This window comes from Bradyrhizobium australafricanum, from assembly GCF_020329495.1.
GTDB classification, from domain to species: domain Bacteria; phylum Pseudomonadota; class Alphaproteobacteria; order Rhizobiales; family Xanthobacteraceae; genus Bradyrhizobium; species Bradyrhizobium australafricanum.
In genome coordinates this window covers 1-23,383 of sequence record NZ_JAGKJL010000061.1, presented here as the reverse complement: position 1 = coordinate 23,383, position 23,383 = coordinate 1, and the positions used below count along the sequence as shown (strand labels likewise).

21 protein-coding genes are annotated in these 23,383 nt (G+C 65.4%); 6 read left to right on the top strand and 15 right to left on the bottom strand.

Annotated elements, in window-relative coordinates; translation table 11 throughout:
- Nucleotides 1-303: 303 nt before the first annotated feature.
- On the top strand, nt 304-678 hold the full coding sequence (locus tag J6525_RS36630; protein ID WP_141339930.1) for a hypothetical protein: 375 nt from the start codon (nt 304-306) through the stop codon (nt 676-678).
- 62 nt (nt 679-740) lie between these two features.
- On the opposite strand, the gene J6525_RS36625 is transcribed toward J6525_RS36630, so the two are convergent.
- From J6525_RS36625 to J6525_RS36605, 5 genes are all read right to left on the bottom strand, one after another.
- Nucleotides 741-1,004 (bottom strand): hypothetical protein, encoded by a 264-nt coding sequence (locus tag J6525_RS36625; RefSeq protein WP_076826182.1) that lies wholly within the window; start codon nt 1,002-1,004, stop codon nt 741-743.
- A 98-nt stretch (nt 1,005-1,102) separates the two neighbouring features.
- Entirely contained in the window at nt 1,103-1,873 is a 771-nt protein-coding gene (locus J6525_RS36620; RefSeq protein ID WP_225648283.1) for an SDR family NAD(P)-dependent oxidoreductase, read from the bottom strand.
- A gap of 53 nt (nt 1,874-1,926) precedes the next feature.
- On the bottom strand, nt 1,927-2,724 hold the full coding sequence (locus tag J6525_RS36615) for an SDR family oxidoreductase (protein WP_225648282.1): 798 nt from the start codon (nt 2,722-2,724) through the stop codon (nt 1,927-1,929).
- Entirely contained in the window at nt 2,724-4,112 is a 1,389-nt protein-coding gene (locus J6525_RS36610) for a transaminase (RefSeq protein WP_225648281.1), read from the bottom strand. Before J6525_RS36610 ends, J6525_RS36615 begins: the two co-directional genes overlap by 1 nt.
- Nucleotides 4,109-5,593: an aldehyde dehydrogenase gene (locus J6525_RS36605; RefSeq protein WP_225648280.1), complete on the bottom strand. Its 1,485-nt coding sequence runs from the start codon at nt 5,591-5,593 to the stop codon at nt 4,109-4,111. The genes J6525_RS36610 and J6525_RS36605 overlap by 4 nt, the downstream gene beginning before the upstream one ends.
- Nucleotides 5,594-5,810: 217 nt before the next feature.
- On the opposite strand from J6525_RS36605, the gene J6525_RS36600 reads away from it, so the two are divergent.
- The 3 genes from J6525_RS36600 to J6525_RS36590 all read left to right on the top strand — a co-directional run bounded on the left by J6525_RS36600 (nt 5,811) and on the right by J6525_RS36590 (nt 9,207).
- Nucleotides 5,811-7,073, top strand: a complete 1,263-nt coding sequence (locus J6525_RS36600; RefSeq protein ID WP_225648279.1) for a Tm-1-like ATP-binding domain-containing protein — start codon at nt 5,811-5,813, stop codon at nt 7,071-7,073.
- A complete protein-coding gene (locus J6525_RS36595; RefSeq protein WP_225648278.1) occupies nt 7,070-7,735 on the top strand; it encodes an HAD family hydrolase in 666 nt (221 codons plus the stop codon). Before J6525_RS36600 ends, J6525_RS36595 begins: the two co-directional genes overlap by 4 nt.
- 119 nt (nt 7,736-7,854) lie before the next feature.
- Nucleotides 7,855-9,207 carry an aminotransferase class III-fold pyridoxal phosphate-dependent enzyme gene (locus J6525_RS36590; RefSeq protein WP_225648277.1) on the top strand — a complete coding sequence of 451 codons (1,353 nt, stop codon included), beginning with the start codon at nt 7,855-7,857 and terminating at the stop codon, nt 9,205-9,207.
- Here the strand turns inward: J6525_RS36590 and J6525_RS36585 are convergent.
- The 10 genes from J6525_RS36585 to J6525_RS36540 form a co-directional block, all read right to left on the bottom strand.
- Nucleotides 9,193-9,513, bottom strand: coding sequence for a hypothetical protein (locus J6525_RS36585; RefSeq protein ID WP_092089798.1), 321 nt, complete (start codon nt 9,511-9,513; stop codon nt 9,193-9,195). The genes J6525_RS36590 and J6525_RS36585 overlap by 15 nt on opposite strands.
- Nucleotides 9,510-11,522 carry a copper amine oxidase gene (locus tag J6525_RS36580; RefSeq protein WP_225648276.1) on the bottom strand — a complete coding sequence of 671 codons (2,013 nt, stop codon included), beginning with the start codon at nt 11,520-11,522 and terminating at the stop codon, nt 9,510-9,512. The genes J6525_RS36585 and J6525_RS36580 overlap by 4 nt, the downstream gene beginning before the upstream one ends.
- Before the next feature lie 68 nt (nt 11,523-11,590).
- On the bottom strand, nt 11,591-12,610 hold the full coding sequence (locus tag J6525_RS36575) for a branched-chain amino acid ABC transporter permease (RefSeq protein ID WP_225648275.1): 1,020 nt from the start codon (nt 12,608-12,610) through the stop codon (nt 11,591-11,593).
- Nucleotides 12,611-12,615: 5 nt separating this feature from the next.
- Nucleotides 12,616-13,482 (bottom strand): branched-chain amino acid ABC transporter permease, encoded by an 867-nt coding sequence (locus tag J6525_RS36570; RefSeq protein ID WP_225648274.1) that lies wholly within the window; start codon nt 13,480-13,482, stop codon nt 12,616-12,618.
- Between the two features lie 16 nt (nt 13,483-13,498).
- Nucleotides 13,499-14,197, bottom strand: coding sequence for an ABC transporter ATP-binding protein (locus J6525_RS36565; protein ID WP_028331396.1), 699 nt, complete (start codon nt 14,195-14,197; stop codon nt 13,499-13,501).
- The gene (locus tag J6525_RS36560) at nt 14,184-14,915 is read right to left on the bottom strand and encodes an ABC transporter ATP-binding protein (RefSeq protein WP_225648273.1); all 732 of its coding nucleotides are present in this window, start codon (nt 14,913-14,915) and stop codon (nt 14,184-14,186) included. Before J6525_RS36560 ends, J6525_RS36565 begins: the two co-directional genes overlap by 14 nt.
- A gap of 1 nt (nt 14,916) precedes the next feature.
- Entirely contained in the window at nt 14,917-16,230 is a 1,314-nt protein-coding gene (locus J6525_RS36555; protein ID WP_225648272.1) for an ABC transporter substrate-binding protein, read from the bottom strand.
- Nucleotides 16,231-16,272: 42 nt separating this feature from the next.
- On the bottom strand, nt 16,273-17,361 hold the full coding sequence (locus J6525_RS36550) for a CobW family GTP-binding protein (protein ID WP_225648271.1): 1,089 nt from the start codon (nt 17,359-17,361) through the stop codon (nt 16,273-16,275).
- Nucleotides 17,361-19,028 (bottom strand): amidohydrolase, encoded by a 1,668-nt coding sequence (locus tag J6525_RS36545; protein ID WP_225648270.1) that lies wholly within the window; start codon nt 19,026-19,028, stop codon nt 17,361-17,363. Before J6525_RS36545 ends, J6525_RS36550 begins: the two co-directional genes overlap by 1 nt.
- A gap of 324 nt (nt 19,029-19,352) precedes the next feature.
- Entirely contained in the window at nt 19,353-20,930 is a 1,578-nt protein-coding gene (locus J6525_RS36540) for a gamma-glutamyltransferase family protein (RefSeq protein WP_225648269.1), read from the bottom strand.
- Between the two features lie 504 nt (nt 20,931-21,434).
- Here J6525_RS36540 and J6525_RS36535 point away from each other — a divergent pair.
- The gene (locus tag J6525_RS36535) at nt 21,435-22,364 is read left to right on the top strand and encodes a D-alanyl-D-alanine carboxypeptidase family protein (protein ID WP_225164288.1); all 930 of its coding nucleotides are present in this window, start codon (nt 21,435-21,437) and stop codon (nt 22,362-22,364) included.
- 574 nt (nt 22,365-22,938) lie between these two features.
- Nucleotides 22,939-23,383, top strand: a 445-nt coding sequence (locus J6525_RS36530; protein ID WP_225648268.1) for an IS110 family RNA-guided transposase, incomplete at its 3' end; no start/stop codon positions are given.

Here is a 23,383-nt window from a genome sequence, read left to right as displayed (position 1 = left end):
AATGCGTTCGTGATGCGATCCGGTCAGCTCATTGAAGCAATCTCCGGAACACGACTCAATACATCACACCACTTGCAGGCCAATTGTGGCCGGTAAAGGTGCATTAACGCTACCGGGCAGCTCGCAGCCGAATTCAGACCCACTGCAGCAAACTTGCAACACCTGACACGCCATTCGCATTGACGCCAGCCGATCTCCCCGCACCGCACTGGGCAGAGGTTTGACCTCCGAAGTTTTTTTTGCTCATTTAGCGCGAGATATTTTCTTCAATTACTTAGCCTATCGCTGGACGAGGGGGCACTGATGCGTATTCGGTTTGGCTACACGGTCGCAGGCATTTTGGCGTTGGGTGCAACGTCGTTCGGCAGCTCCGGGCCGGCGGCGGCAGCGGACCTTGGCCTGGTCACAAAAGCACCGGTCGGCACCTGCACCGAGATCGTCTTCACCTGCGAGAACGGCCATCAATATCCGCTGTGCCCGCGCGCTGTGTCGGTCGAGGGCGAAGTGGTCACGGCCTCCCTGCTCACCGGCCGTGGCGGCATCCATGTGCGGCACGTTCCGATGGGCGTCGGCTATCGCTATGCGGGCCGCGGCGTCTGGCTGGACGGCTTCCGGGAAAACGCGCTGCTCAACTTCGGCAAGCGCCACCAGGTGGCGTGCACCATCGCGCATTCATGAATGCGCGCTCTGCGTCGCTGCAATGGGCGTGACGCAGAGCACCTCAAGCAGCCGAACTCTCCTCACCCCTTGGTGCGGAGCACGACGCGCGACGAGCGCGAGAACATATAGGCCTTCGGATTGACGTAGACCGGGCAGTAGTCCTGCCACTGGTACAGCTGCCAATTCCATTTCCAGCAGCCCGATACGATCTGGGGCTCTTGCACGTAGTCCAGCCGGTACGGCGGATCGCCAAACGGATAGTAGTCGCCGCATCGCGCCGCCGTCGAAGACAGAACGACGATTGAAGCGGCCGCGGCAATGATCACAGAAAATGACTTGTTCATAACGCCCCTCGATCGAATGACGTGACCGCGCGAGAGTGCCAAATCCGCCGGTCGTTATCAAGGTGGCGGCCGACTGCCCCGAGACGCCAACCGGCCGTCTACACCGTGCGATTCTGCGTCGGCGCGCGGCCGCCGCCATCGGCGACTAGCACTGCGCCGGTCACGAAGGACGCCTCGTCGGAGGCCAGGAACAGGCAGCACGCGGCGATCTCGGCGGGCTCGGCCATCCGTCCCAGGGCGATGCGTCGTTCGACGCCGAGAATCTCGGCATCGACGGTGGTGCCGTTCTGGTCCGCGAGCAGCTGCATTTCATGGGCGCTCATCGGCGTCCGCACCCAGCCCGGCGCCACCGCATTGGCGCGGATACCGTCGGCGCCGTGGGCGTAGGCCAGCGAGCGCGTATAGGCGACGACGGCCGCCTTGCTAGCGGCGTAGCTTGCGCTGTCCGGGCTGGCATTGAACGCGGCAACCGAGGCGACGTTCACGATCGCGCCGCCACGCTGCCGGAGCAGCGGCAGGGACGCGCGACAGACACGCATCGTCCCCGTGAGGTTGACGTCAAGCGTTTTGGCCCACACCTCGTCGGAGACGCTGGCCGGCTGATCCGGCACGATCAGGCCGGCGGCGTTGACCACGATGTCGAGCCACGCCCCGCAGGCGGTGACGGCCTTTGCGATATCGTCCGGCCGGGTGACGTCACCATGGATTGCCTGCCCGCCGCACTCCGCTGCTGCGGCCTGAAGCTCGGCGTTACCGAGGCCGAACAGCACGACGCGCGCACCGCTCAACGCCAGCAGCGCCGTCGTGGCCCGGCCGATTCCCGTGGCTGCGCCGGTCACCAGCGCCGTCTTTCCGTCGAGCCGCGGCATCAGGGCATGATCCGGAAGAGTGGAAACCGGTTTTCCGAAAAGATCATGCTCATCTAGACTCCCCATTGCCGTTCGACGGCGAATCCGGTCTCCGGCAGCATCGAGCCGCCGTCGACGACGATGGTCTGCCCAGTGACGTATTTCGCCTCGGAGGAGGCGAGATAGAGCATCGCGCAGGCGATGTCGTCGGCGCTACCCATGTGCCCCATCGGAATGAAGCGCTCGAGCTTCGCCTTGTTCTCCGGCGCGCTCATGGTGCCGCGGCCCGGCTTTTCGATGAAGCCGGCCTCGACGCCGTTGACCGTGATGCCGTCGCGCGCGAGCTCGAAGGCGGCGCCGCGGATGAATGCGTTGACGCCGGCTTTCGCCGCCGAGTAATGCGCGCCGCCGCCCATCGCGACGCGCGCGGAGACCGAGGACGTCACGAGGATGCGCCCGAACCTGACGGCACGCATGTGCGGAATTGCGGCCTGCGCGAGCCAGATGCTGGCGTTGAGGTTCAGCGCCAACGTATCCTCGAGCTTGGCTTCATCGAGCTCCTCAAGCGATGACCACGGACAGCCGCCGGCATTGTGCACGACGATATCAAGCCGGCCGTATCTCGCGGCCACACCGTCAACCAGCGCCCGCAAGCTGCCGCGATCGAGCCTGTCGAACGGAACGCAATGCGCCGCCCGTCCATCGGCCGTCAGTTCGCGCGCCAGCGCCTCGGCCACATCAAGAGCCCGGTTGGCGATCACCACGGTCGCGCCGGCCTCCGCGAGCCGTCTCACGATGGCGGCGCCGATCCCCCTGCCCCCGCCGGTGACGATGGCGATGCGGCCGTCAAGATTGAACGGAGGCGCCTGCATCAGATCGCTCCTGCGCCGCGCAGCAAGTCGATGAACCGCGCCAACACCGCCGTGTGTGTGTCGACGTCGCGCGCGGACGTCGCCGGACACATCAGCAGCATGGTGTGGAACGGGGTCACCAGAATGCCCTCGTTGATGTAGAACGCATGCAGCAGGGTCTCGAGATCGGGTTGCCGGCCGGCAATGACGTCGGCGCCGCTGCGTGGCGGCTGCGGCATGAACATGATCTCGGCGCGCGCGCCGATCTGCGTGACGTGCCAGGGCAGACCGGCCGCTGCGATCAGCCGGCGCGCTTCCTGCGCAAGCCAGGTCGCGGTTCCGATCATCCGCTCGTAATTCGCAGAGGTCAGCACCTTCTCCAGCACCGCGCGCATGGTCGCGACCGTCAGCGCGTTGCCGGCAAGCGTGCCGCCGAATCCAAGATGCGCCGACTGCCGCTCGCGCGGATTGACATGAGGGACGATCTTCCAGAGCCGCTCGGCGATCTCCTGGCTGAGCCCGAACACGCCGGCAGGGATGCCGCCCGCGATCGCCTTGCCCGCGACGAAGATGTCGGGCTCGAGTCCATGGCTCTTCGTGTAGCCGCCCGGTCCGCAGGACAGCGTGTGGGTCTCGTCGATGATGAGGACGGTGCCGGCGCGGCGGGTCAGCTCCCGCAACGCATGGTGAAAACCAGGATCGACCGGGATCATGCCGAAATTCGTCATCAGCGGCTCGGTCAGCACGCAGGCGACGTCGCCATGCGCAAGCGCCGCCTCGAGGCCCGCGACATCGTTGAACTCGACGACCCGGCTCACCGCATCATGATCGATGCCGTTGGGATGGATCATGTTGCGCAGGCCGACCCGGCCGTCGCGGATCTCGACATGCGCCTCCTCGACGCCGCCATGATAGCAGCCGGAGAACACCAGCACCTTGCGCCGGCCGGTGATCATACGCGAGATGCGGATCGCGGCACGGTTGGCGTCGGTCGCCGACGTCGTCAGCGTCCAGTATTTCGGGCCGAAGCGCCGCGACAGCTCGGCGCCGACCCAGATACTGTCTTCCGTCGGCAGCATCATGGTCGCGCCACGCTTGAGCTGAGCGAGCGCCGCCTCGGTCACCGCCTCGGGCGCGTGCCCACACATGCCGCCGGTGTCGCCAAGGCAGAAATCGATGTAGTCGCGTCCGTCGATATCCCTGATATGCGCGCCCTGCGCCTCCTCGGCATAGACAGGGAAGCCGCCGGCCCAGCGCCGCATCCAGTGCGACGGGCCGCCATAAAGATAATGCTGCCTTCCCTCCTGCCAGGCCGCGGCCGAGCGTGGGTGCAGCGCGCGAAAGCGCTCCTGCTCGGCATCGAGCAATCGGTTCAGAACGCCCGCGCGTTCGGCAGCCAAAGATGTCATAGCGCGATCCAGGCGGTCTTGAGGTCGGTATAGGCGTCGAGGGCGTGCAGCGACTTGTCGCGTCCGAAGCCGGATTGCTTGAAGCCGCCGAGCGGCACCGTGATGTCGGCGCCGCCATAGGCGTTGACGTGCACGACGCCGGCCTTGATGGCGCGCACCATACGATGCGCCGTCGACAGACTTGCGGTCCACACCGCCGACGCAAGTCCATAGGGGGTCGCATTGGCGAGCGCTGTGGCATCTTCCTCGCCCTCGAACCGCGTCACTGCCAGCACCGGGCCGAACACCTCATCGCGCCAGACCTGCATCGACGGCGTCACTTCGGTGAGGATCGTAGGCGCCATGAAGTTGCCGCCGCTCTCGGCGCGGATTTGCTCGCCGCCGATCAGCCGCGTCGCGCCCTGCGCTTCCGCGCCGGCAACGGCATCCAGGTTCTTGCGCAACTGCGGCTTGCTCGCGATGGCGCCGATATCCGAGGTCAGTTCGAGGGGATCGCCGACGCGGAGCTTCGCGGTGGCGTCGCGCAGTTCGGCCATGAAGCGATCATAGATCGAGGACTGCACCAAGAGCCGCGATCCGGCCACGCAGACCTGGCCGGAGTTTCGGAAGATCCCGCTCGCGGAGACTTTGGCCGCATGCTTGATGTCAGGCACATCGGCGAACACGATGTTGGGCGACTTACCGCCAAGCTCTAGATGGACGCGCTTCAAGTTCGATCGCGCCGAGCATTCCAGGAGACGCCGGCCCACCGCACCCGAGCCGGTGAAGGCAAGCACATCGACATCCATGTGCAGCGCGAGCACTTCGCCGGCCGTTGCGCCGCGGCCGGTGACGACGTTGAGCACGCCGTCGGGCAACCCCGCCTCGGTCGCGAGCTCGGCAAACCGCAACAGCGTCAGCGAGGCAAGCTCCGGCGGCTTGACCACGACCGAATTTCCGGCGGCGAGCGCCGGGCCGATCTTCCACGCTCCGATCATCAGCGGGAAATTCCACGGCACGATCACGCCGACGACACCAAGCGGCTCGCGATGCACGAGCCCGAGCACATCGCCTGAGGTCGGCGCGATCTCGCCATAGACCTTGTCGATCGCCTCGGCGTAGTAACGGATGGTGCCGGCGGCCGAGAGCGGTTCGGCCTTGTAGGCCATGCTGATCTCGGTGCCGTTGTCGCGGACGCCGAGCACCGCAATCTCGAGCGCATGCCGCTCGATGAGGTCGGCGAACCGCAGCAATACCTTCTTGCGCTGCGCCGGCGCCGCGCGCGACCAGCCACCCTGCTCGAAGGCCTGCCGCGCATGTCTCACCGCGGCGTCGACATCGGCCGCATCGCCGTCAGCGATGCTGGTCAATGGCTGGCCGTCGATCGGCGACACGACATCAAGCCGTGCCTCGCTGATCGCCGGTGTCGGCCGGCCGCCGATGAAGAGCTGCTGGGCCGGAATGATGGCCGCACGTAGTCGATCGATCTGGGCTTGCTGCATGCGAGACAATTATGACGATGACAAAAGCGGCTTCCGAGCGAGACCGCTGGCACCGCGCAATCCTCGCCAAATCAAGGCTTTGGCAGCAATCAACCGATAGGTGGATGTCACGGCAAGGCGCGTCCCCATAGCGTGATCGCACGATGGCCGAGCGCTCCGCCTGCGCTATGCAAACCGGTTGTCACCATCCCTTACGCCTGCCGGCGAGCCGAAGGTCATGCCTGAGATGACGCAGCCCCGCATTCTCCTGATCGGAACGGGAGACACCAAGGCCGACGAACTGCTGTTCATGAGCGAGTGCATCGCGCGCGCCGGTGGCCGAACCATCATGATGGACATCAGCGTGCTCGGCGATCCGCCGTACCAGGCGGCACATGACAAGCACGCGGTGGCGGCCGCCGCACAGACCACGATCGAGGCGATCGCATCGAGCGGCGACGAGAATTCCGCGATGTCACTGATGGCGGTTGGCGCCGCCAATCTGGCGCGCGCGCTCGCGGAGCGCGATGCCATCGACGGCGTGATCGCGATCGGCGGCACGATGGGCACCGACCTTGCGCTCGACGTCGCGCAGGCGCTGCCGCTCGGCCTGCCGAAGCTGATCGTCTCGACCGTCGCCTTCTCGCATCTGATCCCGCCGGAGCGCGTCGCCGCCGATCTGATGATGATCCTGTGGGCCGGCGGTCTCTACGGCCTCAACGGCACCTGCACCGCCGTGCTGTCGCAGGCCTGCGGCGCGATCGTCGGCGCCGCCAGAAGCGCAATCAAGCCGCGTAAGGACCGGCCGGTCGTTGCGATCACCTCGCTCGGCAAGAGCTGCCTGCGCTACATGGTCGAGCTCAAGCCGCAGCTCGAACGGCGCGGCTACGAGGTCGTCGTCTTCCACACCACCGGCATGGGCGGCCGCGCGATGGAATCGATCGCCGCGCAAGGTGGCTTTGCCGCAGTGCTGGACCTCAGCCTGCAGGAAGTCGCCAACCAGCTCACCGGCTCGGTGGTCAATTCCGGCGCTGACAGGCTGGAGAATGCGGGCAGAGCCGGCATTCCACAGATCGTCGCGCCCGGGGCGATCGACATGGTGGACTTCCCGGCATGGCTTGGGGTTCCGGACGAGCTGTCGGATCGCCCGTTCCACGCGCATAACCGGCTGCTTGCGTCGGCAACGTCGGGATCCACTGATCGCCAACGGATCGCCCGCGCGATTGCCGAGAAACTGTCCCAGGCCAACGCTCCCGTTGCCTTCGTGCTGCCCGCCGGCGGCATCCAGCAATGGGATCGCGAAGGCGAAGCCTTGCACGATCCTGACGCTCTCGCCGCCTTCGTCGACGCCATGCGATCGGCGATCAAGGCGCCGGTCGAGCTGCACGAGATCACGGATCACATCAACAGCGCCGCATTCAACGAAACGGTGCTCGGCGTCTTCGACCGATGGGTCGCTGCCGGCATTGTCCCTCGCGGCCGCACCACGGTTGCCGCATGAGGAGGCCGCTTGCCCAGGCGCTGGTGCTCGACTTCGGCGGGGTAATCTCGAAGACATTGTTCGAGACCCACGACCTGACCGAGCGCACGCTCGGACTCGCCCCCTGCACACTGAAATGGCTCGGACCGTTCGCGCCCGACAGCGATCCGCTCTGGACGAGCATGCAGCTCGGCGAGATTTCGGAACGCGACTACTGGCTGACCCGCAGCCGCGAGGTCGGGCGCTTGGTCGGCGAGGACTGGCGCGACATGGAGACCTTCGTGAAACGAGCGCGCGGCGCCGATCCCGACACCGTGATCCGCCCGGAGGCAGCGCGCGCGATCACCCTCGCCGCCGATGCCGGGTTCCGGCTCGCCATCCTCTCGAACGAGTTCGACCTGTTCTACGGCACCGATTTCCGCAGCCGCCTCTCCATCCTCAAGCGCTTCGATACCATCGTCGATGCCACGCATACCGGGATCCTGAAGCCCGACCCCCGCGCCTATCAAAGCGTGCTGGACGAACTGGCGCTGGAGGCAGACAATTGCGTCTTCGTCGACGACCAGCGCCGCAACATCGCAGGCGCCGCCGCATGCAACATGCGCACGGTGCTGTTCGATGTGCGCAATCCTGCCGCGTCCTACAGCGAGGCGCTGCGGCATTTCGGGCTGCAGTTCGACTAAAGCGCTTTCGAGCGAAGCGGGTACCGGTTCGCGTGAAGAAAACGCGTCAAGACCAGAATCTGGAGCTCGGTCCCGATTCCATCGGAACGAAAAAGGCTCCAACCGGACAGGGAACGATCATGCGCGACAGAAACTTCCTGGTTGAGAACAACGCCAAGCCGATCTGGCACCCGATGGCTCATCCCGCCGAGATGCGGGCGCAGCCGCCGCGGATCGTGATGAAGGGCGAAGGCGTCGAAGTCACCGATATCGACGGCAAGACCGTGATCGATGCGGTCGGTGGATTGTGGAATGTCAATCTCGGCTACAGCTGCGATCCGATCAAGCAGGCGATCGCGGACCAGCTCAGCGCGCTGCCGTATTATTCGGGCTTCCGCGGCACCTCATCCGGCCCCTCGATCGAGCTCGCCTACGAGCTCACCGAATGGTTCAAGCCGGAAGGCATGGTGCGCGCTTTCTTCACCTCGGGCGGATCGGACTCGGTCGAGACCGCGCTACGGCTCGCGCGGCAATACTGGAAGATCAAGGGCCAGGCTGATCGCACCAAGTTCCTGGCGCTGAAGAAGGGCTACCACGGCACCCATTTCGGCGGCGCCTCCGTCAACGGCAACGCCAATTTCCGCCGCAACTACGAGCCGATGCTGCCCGGCGTGTTCCATATCCCCGCGCCGTCGACCTATCGCAATCCCTTCAACGAGACCGATCCCGCAAAACTCGCGCAGCTGTGCGCGGCGGCGATGGAAGAGGAGATCGCGTTCCAGGGCGCCGACACCATCGCGGCCTTCATCATGGAGCCGGTGCTCGGGGCCGGCGGCGTGATCGTGCCGCCGGACAGCTTCATGAAGCTGGCGCGCGAGATCTGTGACCGTCACGGCATCCTGATGATCGCGGACGAGGTCGTCACCGGTTTCGGGCGCACCGGCGCATGGTCGGGTTCGCGGCTCTGGGGCGTGAAGCCCGACATGATGACGATGGCGAAGGCGATCACCTCGGGCTATTTCCCGCTCGGCGCGACGCTGATCGGCGAGCAGGTTGCGGAAGCCTTCGAGGCCGACACGACCACGTTCGGCTCGATCGGCCATGGCTATACCTATTCGGGCCATCCGGTCGGCTGCGCCGCGGGCCTTGCGGCGCTCGCCGAGACCCGCCGCCTCAAGCTGGACGAAAATGTCGCCGCGCGCGGCGAGGACCTTGCGCGGGCGCTGGCCGCGCTCAAGGCGAAGCATGCGCTGGTCGGCGACGTCAGAGGCAAGGGTTTGATGGCCGCGCTCGAACTGGTCGCCGATCGCGACAGCAAGAAGCCCGCCGACAAGGAGACGATGGCGAAGGTTGCCGACGCCGCCTACGACGCCGGCGTGATGCTGCGTGTCTCCGGCAACAACCTGATCCTGTCGCCGCCCCTAATCCTGACGCCGGCCGACGTGAGGCGGATCGCCGAAGGGATCGACGCCGGGCTGTCAGCGGCTTCCTGATAGCGCACTCACACAAGCCATGGCGCGCTCGAACAGCGCGCCATCCGCCTTGCCGCGGTCAAGGCAATCGGCCAGCGATATGGCCGACATCCGCTGGTCGGTGCAGAAGATGCGCATGAAGTCGGCCGCGAGCGCGACCTTGCGCGGCGCCGGTTGCCTCTCCCAGTCGCTGGTGCTCAGATAGAGCAAGGACGCATCGTCAACGCTGCTGTTTTCGGCCGCTGCGCCACGCGCGGCTGGGCCGGTCGCCAGCAACGCCAACAGCGCGCCGACCACGGCTCCCATGCGATGCATGCGGCCGCTCATTTCGTCTCCCTGGCATTCACCATCGGCGGCACGTCGAGCGCGGGATTGCGATCGAAGAAGTTGAACGGACGCAGCCGGAAGCCATGCCATAGGCCCGGCATGACCGGCCAATCCTCGGCGCGCGGCACGTGGCGGAAGCCGACCGTGTACCACAGCACGAGGTCGCGGTCCTCGATCGGCCGCTTGGCCGCCGTCCATTTCGGCAGGCCGTCGACCTCGGGGTTTCCGTTCGGATACATGCCCGCGGCGTAGCGCTCGTCCTTGGCGTAGGCCGAGGTCCACAACGTGTAGGCGCTGAAACCGGCACGCAGCTGGATCGGATCGTCCTTGGCGAGCAGCGAGACGTCGGAGTGGCCGGGCATCAACTGATAGCTTGTGCGGTAGCCGCGGCCGTTGGTCCTGCCCGTGCTCTCGACCCTGAATTGCGCCGCGTTCAGCGGCATAGTGATGGGCCCTTCGGTCGCAACCGGCCTGGTGTCGACCTGCCAGAGGCTCTTGCGCTGACCCTGCTCCAGGCGGCGGACATTGAAGCGATCCTCGACCAGCCGGTTCGAGGTGCCGTCGACGTCCATGTCGATCCGGAACGTCATGTAGTGATCGTGATTGACCGCGAGCAGCCGTTCGTCGACCAACGTCCCAAAGGCGGTATCCTGCGCAGCCGTCGGGTCGCTCAGTGTCTTGCTCGCGACGCCCTTGGTCGCGTCGATGCCGTAGGCGCCGAGCCGCACATCGATATTGCCGGCACGGTCGAACACGTAGTCCACCAGATAGTCGTAATTGCCGACCACCGGCGCCATCCGCACCACCAGCTCGTTGTTCGGCCGCACCTCGGCGGTGTTGTTGATCAGCTCGCTGTGGCGCCAGATCGGATCGCCGGTCGGGCGCTCGAAGATGCAGACCGCGCCCTTGGACACGACCGGCGCACCCTTGGTATCCGAGATCGTCAGGTCGAGATAATGCGCGCCTTCGGGACAATCCACGCCGCGCTGCAATTCGCTGGAGAGCACGCCAAAGCCATACTCGCCGATGTCCATATAGGCGCGGAACGACCAGGTCGGCGCCGGATCCATATAGGGCACGAACATCTCGCTCGCCGAAATCTGGTAGGCGATGTCGCGGAGCGTGCCGTGGTCGTCGTAGCGGATCAGCGACAGCACGGCGCCGACACGCGGCTCGAGACGGACATGGAACGACCAGTTGTCCCAGCGGACCTGGCCGCCCTCCACCTTCACATTGCTGCCCTCGGGCGCTGCGATTTCGATCGGCTTCGGTGGCTTGCGATATGTTCCGGAGTCGGCATAGGCGTGGGACGGCGTCTGCGGCGGTGGCGGCACCACGCCAAGATCGGTCACCGACAGCACCGTTTTGCTCTTGAGATCGACCTGGGCGAACAGGTTCTCGATCGGCTTGCCCCAGAGATTGTTGGCAGCGCCCGTGGTGTCAACACAGGGAACGTTGAGCAGGCGGCGGCCTTTCAGGGCCGGGTCGCTCACCGGACCGACCGTCAGCGGCAGACACATGACGTTGCGGAAATCGGTGATGCCGCGCTTGGCCATCGCGGCGATCCAGCGCGGGTCCTGCTTCGGCAGGTCGCCGGCGGAGATCAGCTCATCGATGGTCAGCGCAGCCTCGTGATCCCTGACTTCCTGCCAGCCGAGCAGGCTTCGCGTGGCGAGATCAATATGCGCCTCGTAGAGATGCCCGCCGCTCAGCAGCGTCGCGCTGGCCCGGCGCGTGAAGGGCTGTCCGGGCTTCCACGCCCGCACCTCGTCCTTGGGATCCTCGTCGACCGACATGGAGACGACCCGCGCCGAATCGTCGAGCTTTCCGGCGCTGCGAAGGATATCGGAGACCGAGCGGATTTCGTCGGTGGTGAGCCCGTCCATCGGGTGCGTTGCGGCCGCCTGCGGCCACATCCGCCGCTCGGCCTGCGCCGGCAGCGGCGCCGCCAATGTCGCGACCATCAGACCGGCCACTGCCCACACGCCATGCCTGAAAATCAGAGCCATTCCGCCCTCCACTCAAAGCTAGAACTGTCAGAATACAAGCAACGGTGGCGACGTGAAGGCCCGCTCCTTCATCCGGTAACCTGTTCCGACGCCGCCGGCAGGATCGCGGCCGCGGCCGGGCGTGGCGCGGCGCGATGGACATCGAGCAGCCGCACGCCGATGCGATCGCGCAAGGCCGGCCAGATGCCGCGCGGCGCCACAATCATCACCACGACGGCAATGATGCCGAGCCCGACCAGATACCAGCCGCCGGATAGGCCGAGCGGTCCGGTCATCAGCTCGCGCAGGCCGAAGAAGATGATGACGCCGAGGATCGGACCTTCCAGCGTTCCAATACCGCCGATGATCACTATAAACATCATGTAGACGGACCAGTTGACGTCGAAGGCCGCCAGCGGCGCGATGAACAGATTGCCCATGAAGCTGAGCGCGCCGGCAAGCCCACATCCCGCCGCCGAGAGCACGAAGGCGACGAAACGATTGTGCCGGACGTCAACGCCGACGCTCATCGCGGCAAGATCATTGTCGCGCACGCTCATCAGCCCGAGCCCGAAGCTCGACGTCATCATCCTGTACAGCGCCGCGATGGTCACGAGCGTCAGGCCGCCGGCGAGCCAGAACATCGTCGGCTCGAACCAGTCGAAATCGATCAGCTTGCTGGTCGCGAGCGGCACGCCCGACGTGCCGCCGACGGCCTGCGACTTCATCGTGAACGCGCCGATGATTTCGGCGAACACCCACATCGCGATCGAGAAATAGGCGTCGCGCAAACGAAACAGCGGAAAGGCGATGATGGCCGCAACGGCCCCCGCCACCAGCGGCGCGACCGGCAGCACCCAGATCGGCGTGACCTCGAGCCAGCCCGAGGTCAGGAACAGCGCATAAGCGCCGAAGGCGATGAAGACCTGGTGGCCAAGCGAGACCAGCCCGGCATAACCCGCCAGCAGGTTCCACATCTGCGCCATCGTCAGCAAGAGCAGGCACTCGGTCGCGAGCCGCAGGAATCCCTCGTTCAGGACGAAGGGCGCGCCGGCAATCACCGCGACGAGCACGATCGCAGAGGCTATGAGAATTGTCCGCGTCGGCATCGGCATCACACCCTGCTCGACACGAGACCCGACGGGCGGATCAGCAGCATGATGAAGAACAGGAGATGCGCATAGAGCAGCCCGGCATTCGGATCGATTTTCAGCCCGATCAATTGCGCCATGCCGAGCGCGATGCCGCCGAGCAGCGCGCCCCAGAACGAGCCGAGCCCGCCGAGCACCACGACCTCGAACGCGATCAGAAGCCGCTCGGCGCCCGAGAACGGCGTGAAGCTCGAACGCACCGCCAGCAGCACGCCGCCGATCGCGCCGAGCGCGAGCGACAGGCCCATGACATAGTTATAAACCCGGTCCGGCTTGACCCCGGACAGCCGGACGATATCGCGGCGGTCGGCGGTGGCGCGCACGATCCGGCCGAACTCGGTATGGCGCAGCACGAGTTGCAGCGCCATGAACAGCAGCGCGGCGAGCACCAGCGTCAGCAACGGCATGATGCCGATGTTGAGGCCCGCGATCTCCAGGCTGGCGCGCGACAGCTCGCCGACCTGGAGGCTGCGCACGTCGGCGCCGAACACCTCGACCATCACGTTGCGCAGGATCACCGAAACGCCGAACGTCAGCAGCAGCGGCGACAGCGGATCGGGCGAGGTCACGACGCGGTTGACGATGGCGGCCTGATAGAGCCATCCGACCGCAAAGGACAGAGCGATCACCGGGATCAGCATCAACAGCGGCGACACCTCCGGAAACAGGTTGGCCAGCAGCACGGCGCAGAACGCGCTCAGCACCATGAACTCGCCATGCGCGATATTGACGACGCGCATCACGCCGAACACCAGCGCGAGCCCGATGCCAAGCAGCCCATAGAGGCCGCCGAGCAGAGCCCCGTTGATCAATGTCTCAACCCAGATCATGTCGTGCCAATCCTGGCTAGTTACCGAAATAGGCGTGCGTTAGCTGCTCCGGCTGCAACCCTTGCGCCGGGCCGGTCAGCGACACCCGCCCCTTCAATAGGCAATAGATTCGCTCCGAGGTCGCGAGCGCGCGCTTGACGTCCTGCTCGACCAGCACGACCGCGGTGCCCTCGCGGCGGATGTCGGCAAAGGAGCGGTAGATCTGCTCGACCACGACCGGCGCGAGCCCGAGCGAGATCTCGTCGCACAGCAGGAGCCGCGGGTTCGACATCAGCGCGCGGCCGATCGCCGCCATTTGCTGCTGGCCGCCGGAGAGCTGGCCAGGAAACATCCGCCGCCGCTCCTCGAGGATCGGAAACAGGTCGAACACCCGCCGCAAGGTCCAGCTGCCTTTGCGCCGGTTGACGCTGCCCATCAAGAGGTTCTCCTCGATCGTCAGCGAGTCGAACAGCAGGCGGCCCTCGGGCACCATGATGAGGCCGAGCCGCGACACCTCTTCCGCCGGCATCTGCGAGATATCGATGCCGTCGAACTGCACGGCCCCGCGCCGCTCCTCGTTGAGACCGACCAGCGCCTTCAGGAACGTCGACTTGCCGGCGCCGTTGGCGCCGACCAGCGCCACCGCCTCGCCGTCCGCGACGGTGAAGTTCATGTCGAACACGGCTTGCAGATCGCCGTAGAAGATTTGCAGGCCGTTCACATCAAGCAACGCCATCGGCCTTCAATCCCATGTAGATCTCGCGCACCACGGCGCTGTCCATGACCTCGGCCGGCGGTCCCTCCAGCACCTTGCGGCCGAAGTCGAGCACCAGGATGCGATCCGACACCGCGCGCAGCGCGTGCGGAATGTGCTCGATCCAGATCGTGGCATGGTCGGCCTTCACCGACTGGATGATGGCAACGAGGCGCTCGACCTCGGGCTCCGTGAGACCGGCCGCGATCTCGTCGAGCAGGATCAGTTTCGGCTTCGAGGCCAGCGCCTTGGCGAATTCCAGCCGCTTGCGGTCGATCAGCGCCAATGCGCCGGCGAGCTTGTCCGCCTTGGCGTCGAGCCCGGTGCGCTGCAGCACCTCCATGGTCCAGCTCGATGCCGCCTCGCCGGTGAGGCCGGCGCCATAGGATGCCGCGACCAGCGCGTTCTCATAGACCGACAGATGCGGGAACGGCTGCGGAATCTGGAACGCTCGCCCGAGCCCCATCCGCGCCCGGCGGTGCGGGGGCAGGCCTGATATCTCTCTGTCGTCGAGCATGATCGAGCCGCCGTCGGCGGTGAGCAGGCCGACGATCAGGTTGAGCAGCGAGCTCTTGCCGGCGCCGTTCGGGCCGATCACGCCGAGGCACTCGCCGCGCGCCAGCGCGAAGCTGACATTGTCGGCGACCACGATCTCGCCAAAGCGCTTCGACAGCCCGCTGACGCGCAGAAGCCGTGCCATCTCAGGCCAGCTTGGAGAGCAGCTGGAGATCGGCCTGCTTCGGGATGAACGGTGCCGTTCCGTTGTGCACGATCAGGAGCTCGTATTTCGACTTGCCGCCCTTGGCCTTGCGCCATTGCCCGCCCGACAGCGAGGTCACCGCGACGTTCTTGATCGGGCTGTCCTTGAACTTGACCCGGCCGACCACGGTCTCCATGTCGAGGCCGGCGATCGCATCGCGCAATGAGTTCTTGTCCTTTGGATCGCTGTTCTGCAACGCCGCGAGCCCGACCTCCCACAGCGCATGGGCGTAGCCGATCGGTTGGGTCCACTGCTTGCCGGTGGTCTTCTCCCACTCCGCGGCGAGCTCGGCAGCGCTCTGCCCGGTCAGCGAGGACTTGAATGGATAGGCCGGCGTCCACCACACCTCGGTCGACATGCCGTCGCCGCGATCGCCGAGCGCATTAACCGCGGCCGGGAACAGGAAGGCCGCCGCCACCGTGCAGATCTGCGGCTTGAAACCGGCCTGCGCCGCCTGATTCCACAGCGTCACCCAGTGATTGCTAAATGTGAAGCCGGAGACGATGTCGACGCCGTTGTTCTTGAACAGCGCGATCTGGTTGGTGAAGTCGTCGGTCGCGATCTGGAATTTGCCGGCCGAGAATTCCTGATAGCCGGCCGCCGAGATGCCCGCCGGCAGGCCGAGCTTCGGATCGGAGAACGCCTGGCCCGGCGGGTTGTCGATGTAGAGCGTGCCGACCTTCTTGTTGGTGTCGACCGACTGCCACATACCCAAGAAATTTTTCGCAACGTCGTCGGCACCCCAGAAGAAATGGTAGCTGTAGGGAAAACCCTTGTCCGGCGTCGACTTGCGCGGAAACATCCAGCCTTGCCACGGCACCATGGTCGAGATGGTAGGAATCCCGCGGGCGTCGGCGAGCTCCTGCACCGGCGGCTGGGCGTCGCCGTCCTCGATCAGGATCAGGTCGCACTTTTCACGCAGCACCAGTTCGCTCGCGATCACCGACGAGCGGTTCGGATCGGATTGATTGTCCTTGAACACCAGCTCGACCTGATAGGTCTTGCCGCCGATCTTCAGGCCGTCCTTCAGCCGCGCCTTGATGCGCTCATGGATCCAGGGATCGGGCTCGGCGAACTGCGCGCGGACGCCGGAGAGGCAGCCGACCCAGCCGATCTTGATGGTGTTGCCGGCGGCCCGCGCGAGATTGACCAGCGGCACGTTCATCGCCGATGCGAGACCGGTGGCACCGGCCGCTTTCAAGAGCGTGCGCCGATTGAGCCGGCCGGATGCCGTATTGTTCTTTGTCTCAGTCATGTCCCTCTCCCTCCACAACCAATGAAAATGCCTGACCGCGGCTCACGCAGCCGATCGCTGGATCGCCGCACGGCTCACCGCGGCGAATTTGCACAAGGTGTTTTCGATGATCTGGCGCGGGATGCCGCGCACGATGAAGACGAGCCGCGAGCGCCGGTCCGCCGACGGCCAGCCCTGCAGCGCGATCGGCGGATGGAACACGTGCTGCACGCCGTGCACCACCATGGGCGCATCGGGCTGCTCGGCGACATGCACGATCGCCTTGAAGCGCAGCAGGTCCTCGCCTCTAAGCGCCGCGACATAATCGAGCCAGCGCGCGAACGCCTCCCGCTGGATCGGCTCGTCGATGATCAGGCTGTAGGACGATACGCCGGTGTCGTGCGCGTGGTGACTGTGGTGGCTGCACGCCTCGCCGTCGCAATGGTGATCCCCGTGATGGTGCGGCGTGTTCGCCGCCTGCGCTGCCAGATCGAACCAGCGCACCACATCAGCGGAGCGCGCCGCCGGATCGAACAGCCCGGCATCGAGGACTTTTGCCGGATCGACGATCCCGTTCCGCACGTGTGAGCGCGTTGCGACCGGATTGATCGTCGCAAGCTGCGCATCGAGCCGCGCCAGTGCATCATCGGCGGCCAGGTCGGTCTTGGTCACCAGCAGCCGGTCGGCGACCGCGATCTGCCTGACGGCCTCGCCATGGGCCGCGAGGGTGTGCGCACCATTAACCGCATCGACGGTCGCGACCACGCCGTCGATCCGGTAGCGGCTGAGGACATCGGGTGCCGTCATCAGCGTGTGCAGCACGGGCACGGGATCGGCGAGCCCGGTGGTCTCGACCAGCACCCGGTGGAACGGCGGGATCGTTCCTGCCGCACGTCGCGACGCGAGGTCGGCCAGCGTCTCGATCAGATCCTCCCGCACCGAGCAGCAGATGCAGCCATTGTCGAGCAGCGCCAGGCGGTCCTCGCTGCTCTCGACCAGCAGATGATCCAGCGCCACCTCGCCGAACTCGTTGATGATGGCGACGACGCCATTGAGCGCCGGCTGGCGCAGCAAATGGTTCAGCACCGTGGTCTTGCCGCTGCCGAGGAAGCCGGTCAGCACCGTGACCGGAATCTGATCCACCGCTGCCATCACGCGCCCCGCTCGTAGACCTTGCGGCCCTCGAAGAAGGTCATCTCGACCCGCGTATCGGCCAATTGATCCGGCGGGATGTCGAAGATCATCTGGTCGAGCACGATCAAATCGGCCGATTTGCCCACCTCGATCGAGCCGATCGACTGGCCGAGCCCGGCCGCGCGCGCGGCGTCGATGGTGTAGATGTCGATCACGGTTTTGAGGTCGAGCGCCTGCTCCGCCCACAGCGACTTGCCGGGAAAATCTCCGGTCGGATTCTGCCGCGTCACCATGCCCTCGATGCCCTGCCAGGGATCGGGGATCGGGATCACCGGCCAGTCCGAGCCGCCGGCCATCAGTGCGCCGGCTTCCTTCAAATCCCTGTTCGGCCAGAAGCGCTGCGCGCGCTCCTCGCCCATCGCGGCCTTGTGCGCCTCGAGGAAGATGGTCGGATACCAGATGATCGGCGACAGGTCGGCGGCGACGCCGAGCTCGGCGAAGCGCTTGACATCGTCGGGCGCGATATAGCTCGCATGCGCGATCTGATGGATCAGATGGGTCGGGCCGTTGAAGCTGCGCACGACATCGATGGCGTCGAGCGCCTGCGTCACCGCGGCGTCGCCCGCGCAATGGATCTTCGCGGCAAGGCCGAGCTTCTCGCAGCGCCCGAGCCAACGGATCAGGTCCGGCACGGTCAGCATGGTGGAGCCGCGGAAGCAGCAGCCGCGCACCGGGTCGGCCACATACGGCTCGTGGAAGGCCGCGGTCTTGGCGCCCGGCACGCCGTCGAGGAACACCTTGACATAATCGGGCTTCACATGCGCACCGCGGTAATCCTCGCGCAGCGCGAACAGCTCCTCGCCGGCCTTGCCGAACATGAAGCCCGGCTCGACCACCGGCATCGCGCACACCGCCCAGGCGGTGAGCTCGCCGCGATCGTCGAGCCCCTTCAGCGCCGCCATGATCGGCTGCATGCTGGCGGCGTCGATGAAGGCGGTGACGCCATAGGCGTTCAGCACCGAGATCGAGCGCGCCACCGCCGCGCGGTCCATCTCGGCCGTGTAGTGGCCGGAGGCCGCGAGCGCCCGCTCGACCAGGCCGGAGGCGGCCTCGATCATGATCCCGGTGAGCGTTCCGGACTTGAGGTCGCGGCCGATCTCGCCGTCGGTCGGATCAGCCGTGTCGGCCGCAACACCGGCCAGCCGCAGCGCCGCCGAGCTCGCCCAGCGATTATGATAGGTGTCGTCGCGCAATACGACGGGATGGCCCAGGCAGGCCGCGTCGAGCAATGCGCAGGACTCCGCGGTGTTCATCTCGTTCAGGAGATTATTGCCGAACTGCCCGCCGACGATCCAGGCGCCCGGCGCAGCCACTGAGGCAGCCTTGTGCAGGGTCTCCGCGATCCTTGGAATGCTGTCGGCGTTGGAGAAGCGCAGCTCGTAGAGATCGGCCTGTCCGCCCATCATGATGTGATTGTGGATGTCAACGATCCCCGGCATCGCCATGCGTCCGCCGAGATCGACGGTCGCCGTCCCCTCGCCGATGAGCGCCGCGACGTCGCGTTCCTCGCCCACCGCGATGAACCGGCCGGCCTTGACGGCTGCGCAGCTTGCCCAAGGTTGCCCGCGGTTCGACGTGTAGATCCGGCCGTTGCGGAAGACCGTGTCGGCGAATGTCCTGTTCATACGGATCAAACTTCTCGATTGGGAAGGCCTGGAGCGATCAGCCGCTCACCGTGCGGTGCACAAGGGCGAACCGCGCACGACGCCGGCATGATGGCCAAACGTTCGGCATGTCGGCATTTGGAACAATCCACCGTCCGGTGGATGCTCCGCCGCCTGCCGCAATGCGGGCGGCGGCCTCAGCTCAGGATGATAGTCATGGGGCACATCGGTCCATCCACGTCATTGCGAGCGGAGCGAAGCAATCCATCACTCCGCGGGCGGTGATATGGATTGCTTCGTCGCTGTCGCTCCTCGCAATGACAACTGTAAAAGCCTCACCGCCCCTCAAAACCCCAGCGCGAGGCCGTCCTTGCGGTGATCGGAGGCACCGAACAGCACGCCCCTCGCATGGTCGATGCGGATCGCCTGGCAGCCGCCGATCGGCTCCTCCGAGAACCGCGCATCGTGGCCGCGGGCGCGAAGGTCGTCGCGTATCCCGGGAGAAATGGTCGTCTCCAGCGACAGCGCGCCGTCGAAGGCAAAGGAGCGCGGCGCCTCGGCCGCGGCCTGGATGTTCATCTTCATGTCGAAGATGTTCGACAGCAGATTGGCGTGGCCCGCGGCCTGGTAGTGCCCGCCCATCACGCCGAACGACATCACGGTCTTGCCGCCCTTGCGCAGCAGGCCCGGAATGATCGTATGCATCGGCCGCTTGCGCGGCCCGAGCGAATTGGGATGTCCGGGCCTGGCGCGAAAGCTCCAGCCGCGGTTGTGCAGCAGGATGCCCGATTTCGGCGCGTAGATGCCGCTGCCGAACGGATAGAACAGCGAGTTGATCAGCGAGACGGCGTTGAGATCGCGGTCGACCACCGTGACATAGACGGTGTCGCGATGCTCGATATCGTCCCAGGTCGCGGGCGCGGACGCGCGGCGCATGTCGATTTTTCCACGGATTCTCCCGATATAGTCGTCGGCAAGGAATGCGGCCGGATCGACCTTGCTGGTGGCGGGATCGCAAAAGAAGGCGTCGCGCGCGCGGTAGGCCGCTTTGGTGGCTTCGGCCAGCAGATGGATGCGATCGGCCTCTCCGAGCTTGCCGACATCGAAGCCGGCAAGCGTCCGCAGGATCATCAGCGCGGCTAGGCCCTGCCCGTTTGGCGGACACTCGACCACGTCGTGGTCGTGGTAGCGCGCCGAGATCGGGCGCACATAGTCGGAGGCTTGGGCGGCGAAATCGTCGGTGCTGTGGGCGCCGCCCAGGGCACGCAAGATAGCCACCATCTCGTCGGCAGCCTCGCCCGCGTAGAACGCGTCGCGCCCGTGCTGCGCGATCCGGCGAAGGGTGCGGCCGAGCGCGGGTTGCGTACGGATGTCGCCGACCTCAGGCGCCTTGCCGCCGGGCAGGAACTGCGCAGCCGCATTGCCGTCGATCTCGATCCGTGCCCGGAAGCGGCGCCAGTCCTCCGCGACGCGCGGCGTCACGCAAAAGCCCCGCTCGGCAGCCGCGATCGCCGGCCGGAAGATCTCCTCCAGGGACCTGCTGCCATGATCGGCGACCAGCCGGCACCACGCATCGATCGCGCCGGGCACGGTGACGGCCTCGGGCGCGGTCGGCGGAATGTCGCGCGCACCGCTCGCGGCAAATTTCTCGACTTCGGTTGCGGCCGGCGTGCGGCCCGAGCCGTTCAGCGCGATCGGCTCGCCGGCGTCAGGCGAATACAGCGCGAAGCAGTCGCCGCCGATCCCGGTCATCTGTGGCTCGACGACGCCCTGCACCGCGACCGCCGCCACCGCGGCATCGACGGCGTTGCCGCCGGCCTTCAGCATCTCGACCGCGGCCAGCGTCGCCTGCGGGTGCGAGGTCGCGGCCATGCCACGCTCCGCAACCGCCACCGAACGACCGATGGCCATGAAATCGCGCATGTCGTTTCCTTCAATGTTGTGAGCGGCCGCCGCTCGCCAACATTGTCGAAAACGACACCGGTCCTCGCGGAGGACTCTCGTTTGGCCACCGGGCAGGCAGCAATCCACCTAACGGTGGATCGGTGAACACGGACGAGGGTTGTCCTGCCAGACGCGTCTCGGACGCGGCGGATTGATCCGGCGGGCAACCCGGCAACACCTGTCAAACCTGCACGTGAGGAATTCTTTCGGCCTATCTGAATAGTTTCGTGCTCGGCGGCAATTCTGTGGTGGGTAACTGGTTGCCAAGCCCGGAGCGCGATGGCACGCTGCCATGATCAATTTAGCTCATGTCGATTGCCAATGCCGATGTCATCTCTCAGAGAATTTCATGGCGCCAGGCGAAGTCGGTTCGGTTGCGGGGCTGGTTGGTTACGCATTGTCTCGTCTCTGGTTTCACTGTCATGCTGCGCCGTCGTTCACGACGTGCGTGCAGCGTCGCCCATTGAGGAGTCGAGCCGGCAGGTGACGGCATCCGAACCGTCGGCTCAATCCGATGCCAACGGGAGTGTCTTGCCGGATGCGGACCGAGCGTCGCCCGAGGCTCTGTCGACGACGCCAAGCGAGAAGCAAGCTGAGCAGGCCTCTCAAACCGCCAACGTTACCGACCCGCTCAAGGCCGCCCCGGACAATATTGATACAGTTCTGGTCCTGGACGAATGCTTTGTTGCCGAGGCGTGCATCGACCGGTTCCTTGGCGCGCTCTACACGCGAGCGCCGAAGACCGACTGGATCGTCGTGTACGAAAAAAAGGACGTGATCATCAAACGGAAGCGCAAACTGATCACCGTCACACGCAGCATCCCGAAGCGGGTCGAAAATGACTTCGGATGGAAGGACCCCAAAGCCGCGGATAAAGCCGGGATGCCTCTGATGGATTACGTGATCGGAGGGATGGATCGAGCCTTCAAGCAAAAGCTGTTCTATATGCTCCATGCAGCGGAGCAGGCCGGACTGGCGCCCGGGATCACAAGCGGATTCCGCGATGACTACCGCCAATCGATTGCAAGCGGGCTGAAGGCCGCAAATGACAAGTCCTATCACGGCGGCAGCGCGCGTGGGGGCTATGGTCACGGGCTCGCCGCAGACGTCGTCAGCATGAATGGCGGGAGCAAGGAGGAGTGTGCAACCGAGACCAAGCGATTATGGAAATGGATCGACGAGCACGAAAAGCAGTTCGGAGTTGGGCGTCCATACTTGAATGGAGACCCAGCGCATCTCGCACCGGTCGATGGTCGGGAGTATGCTGCTCATCGTACGGTATCAAGGCACACAAAGCTGGCCGGCAAGCGACATACCCGAATTGCAGCATCGTCCAGACATGGCGTGACGCCGCGCGCAAAGTCAAAGGCAGCGTCGAAGGCCGCGACGACGAAACTCAGCTCGCGCCTCTGATTGGCCTACCCCTCCTGCGCTTCGTGCGCTCCGGCGCGCCCCAGCTCAGGGGGGTGAGCTGGGGCTGGACGGCGGCTTCGGAGGCCGTAGCGGCCAGCCTCCACCCATGACGTTATGCCTCTCTTCGGACTCTCATCTACCAGGAACCGCGATTGCTGCGCCGCGCTACTACTTCTGCGCTGTGGAGCATGCTTGCCGCTGAATCTGTCACTCGGGGCTAGTCCAGAATGGCAATTGCCGCGTGCGCTTGTCGATCTATCATGTCCCCAGTCGTGCGGATTGGCCGACATTTTGCCCACACCCGACCATGCACCTCGCGCGATCAGGGATCGCCGCTTCGGCCCACGGAGCGACGGTCCCGCCCAATTCCGGATGTGTGACTCACAGACCGCGCACACACTCAATGTCGTCCTGGCGAAAGCCAAGACCCATTGCCCCGGATCGCAATTGTTGCGCGACGCTGGGGCCACGATCCCGTTCATGATCAAATGCTGTGGTTGATGGTGTGGACGGCCCCCTACGGCATCAGTGTGCCAGAATGAGGTTGTCTAGATCTCATACAAGGGAGCCGTCCGTGAACCAGATTATCCGCATTGGGATTGATACGTCGAAGTATATTTTTGTGCTGCATGGGGTTGATGCGGCGGAGCAGGTGGTGCTGCGCAAGAAGCTGTCGCGCAAACAAGTGCTGGAGTTCTTCGCCAAATTGCCGCCGACTGTGATCGGGATGGAGGCCTGCGGGGCTTCGCAACATTGGGCGCGTCAACTTTCCAAGCTCGGTCACGAGGTGAAGCTGATGGCACCGCAATTGGTCAAACCCTACGTGATGCGGAACAAGAATGACGGGCGGGATGCAGAAGGCCTGTGTGAAGCGATGAGCCGGCCGAGCATGCGCTTCGTGCCGGTGAAGACGGCCGAGCAGCAGGCCGCGCTGATGCTGATGGGTGTCCGCGACGGATTGATCGTCCGGCGCACCCAGCTGACCAATACGATACGCGGCCATGCGGCGGAGTATGGCC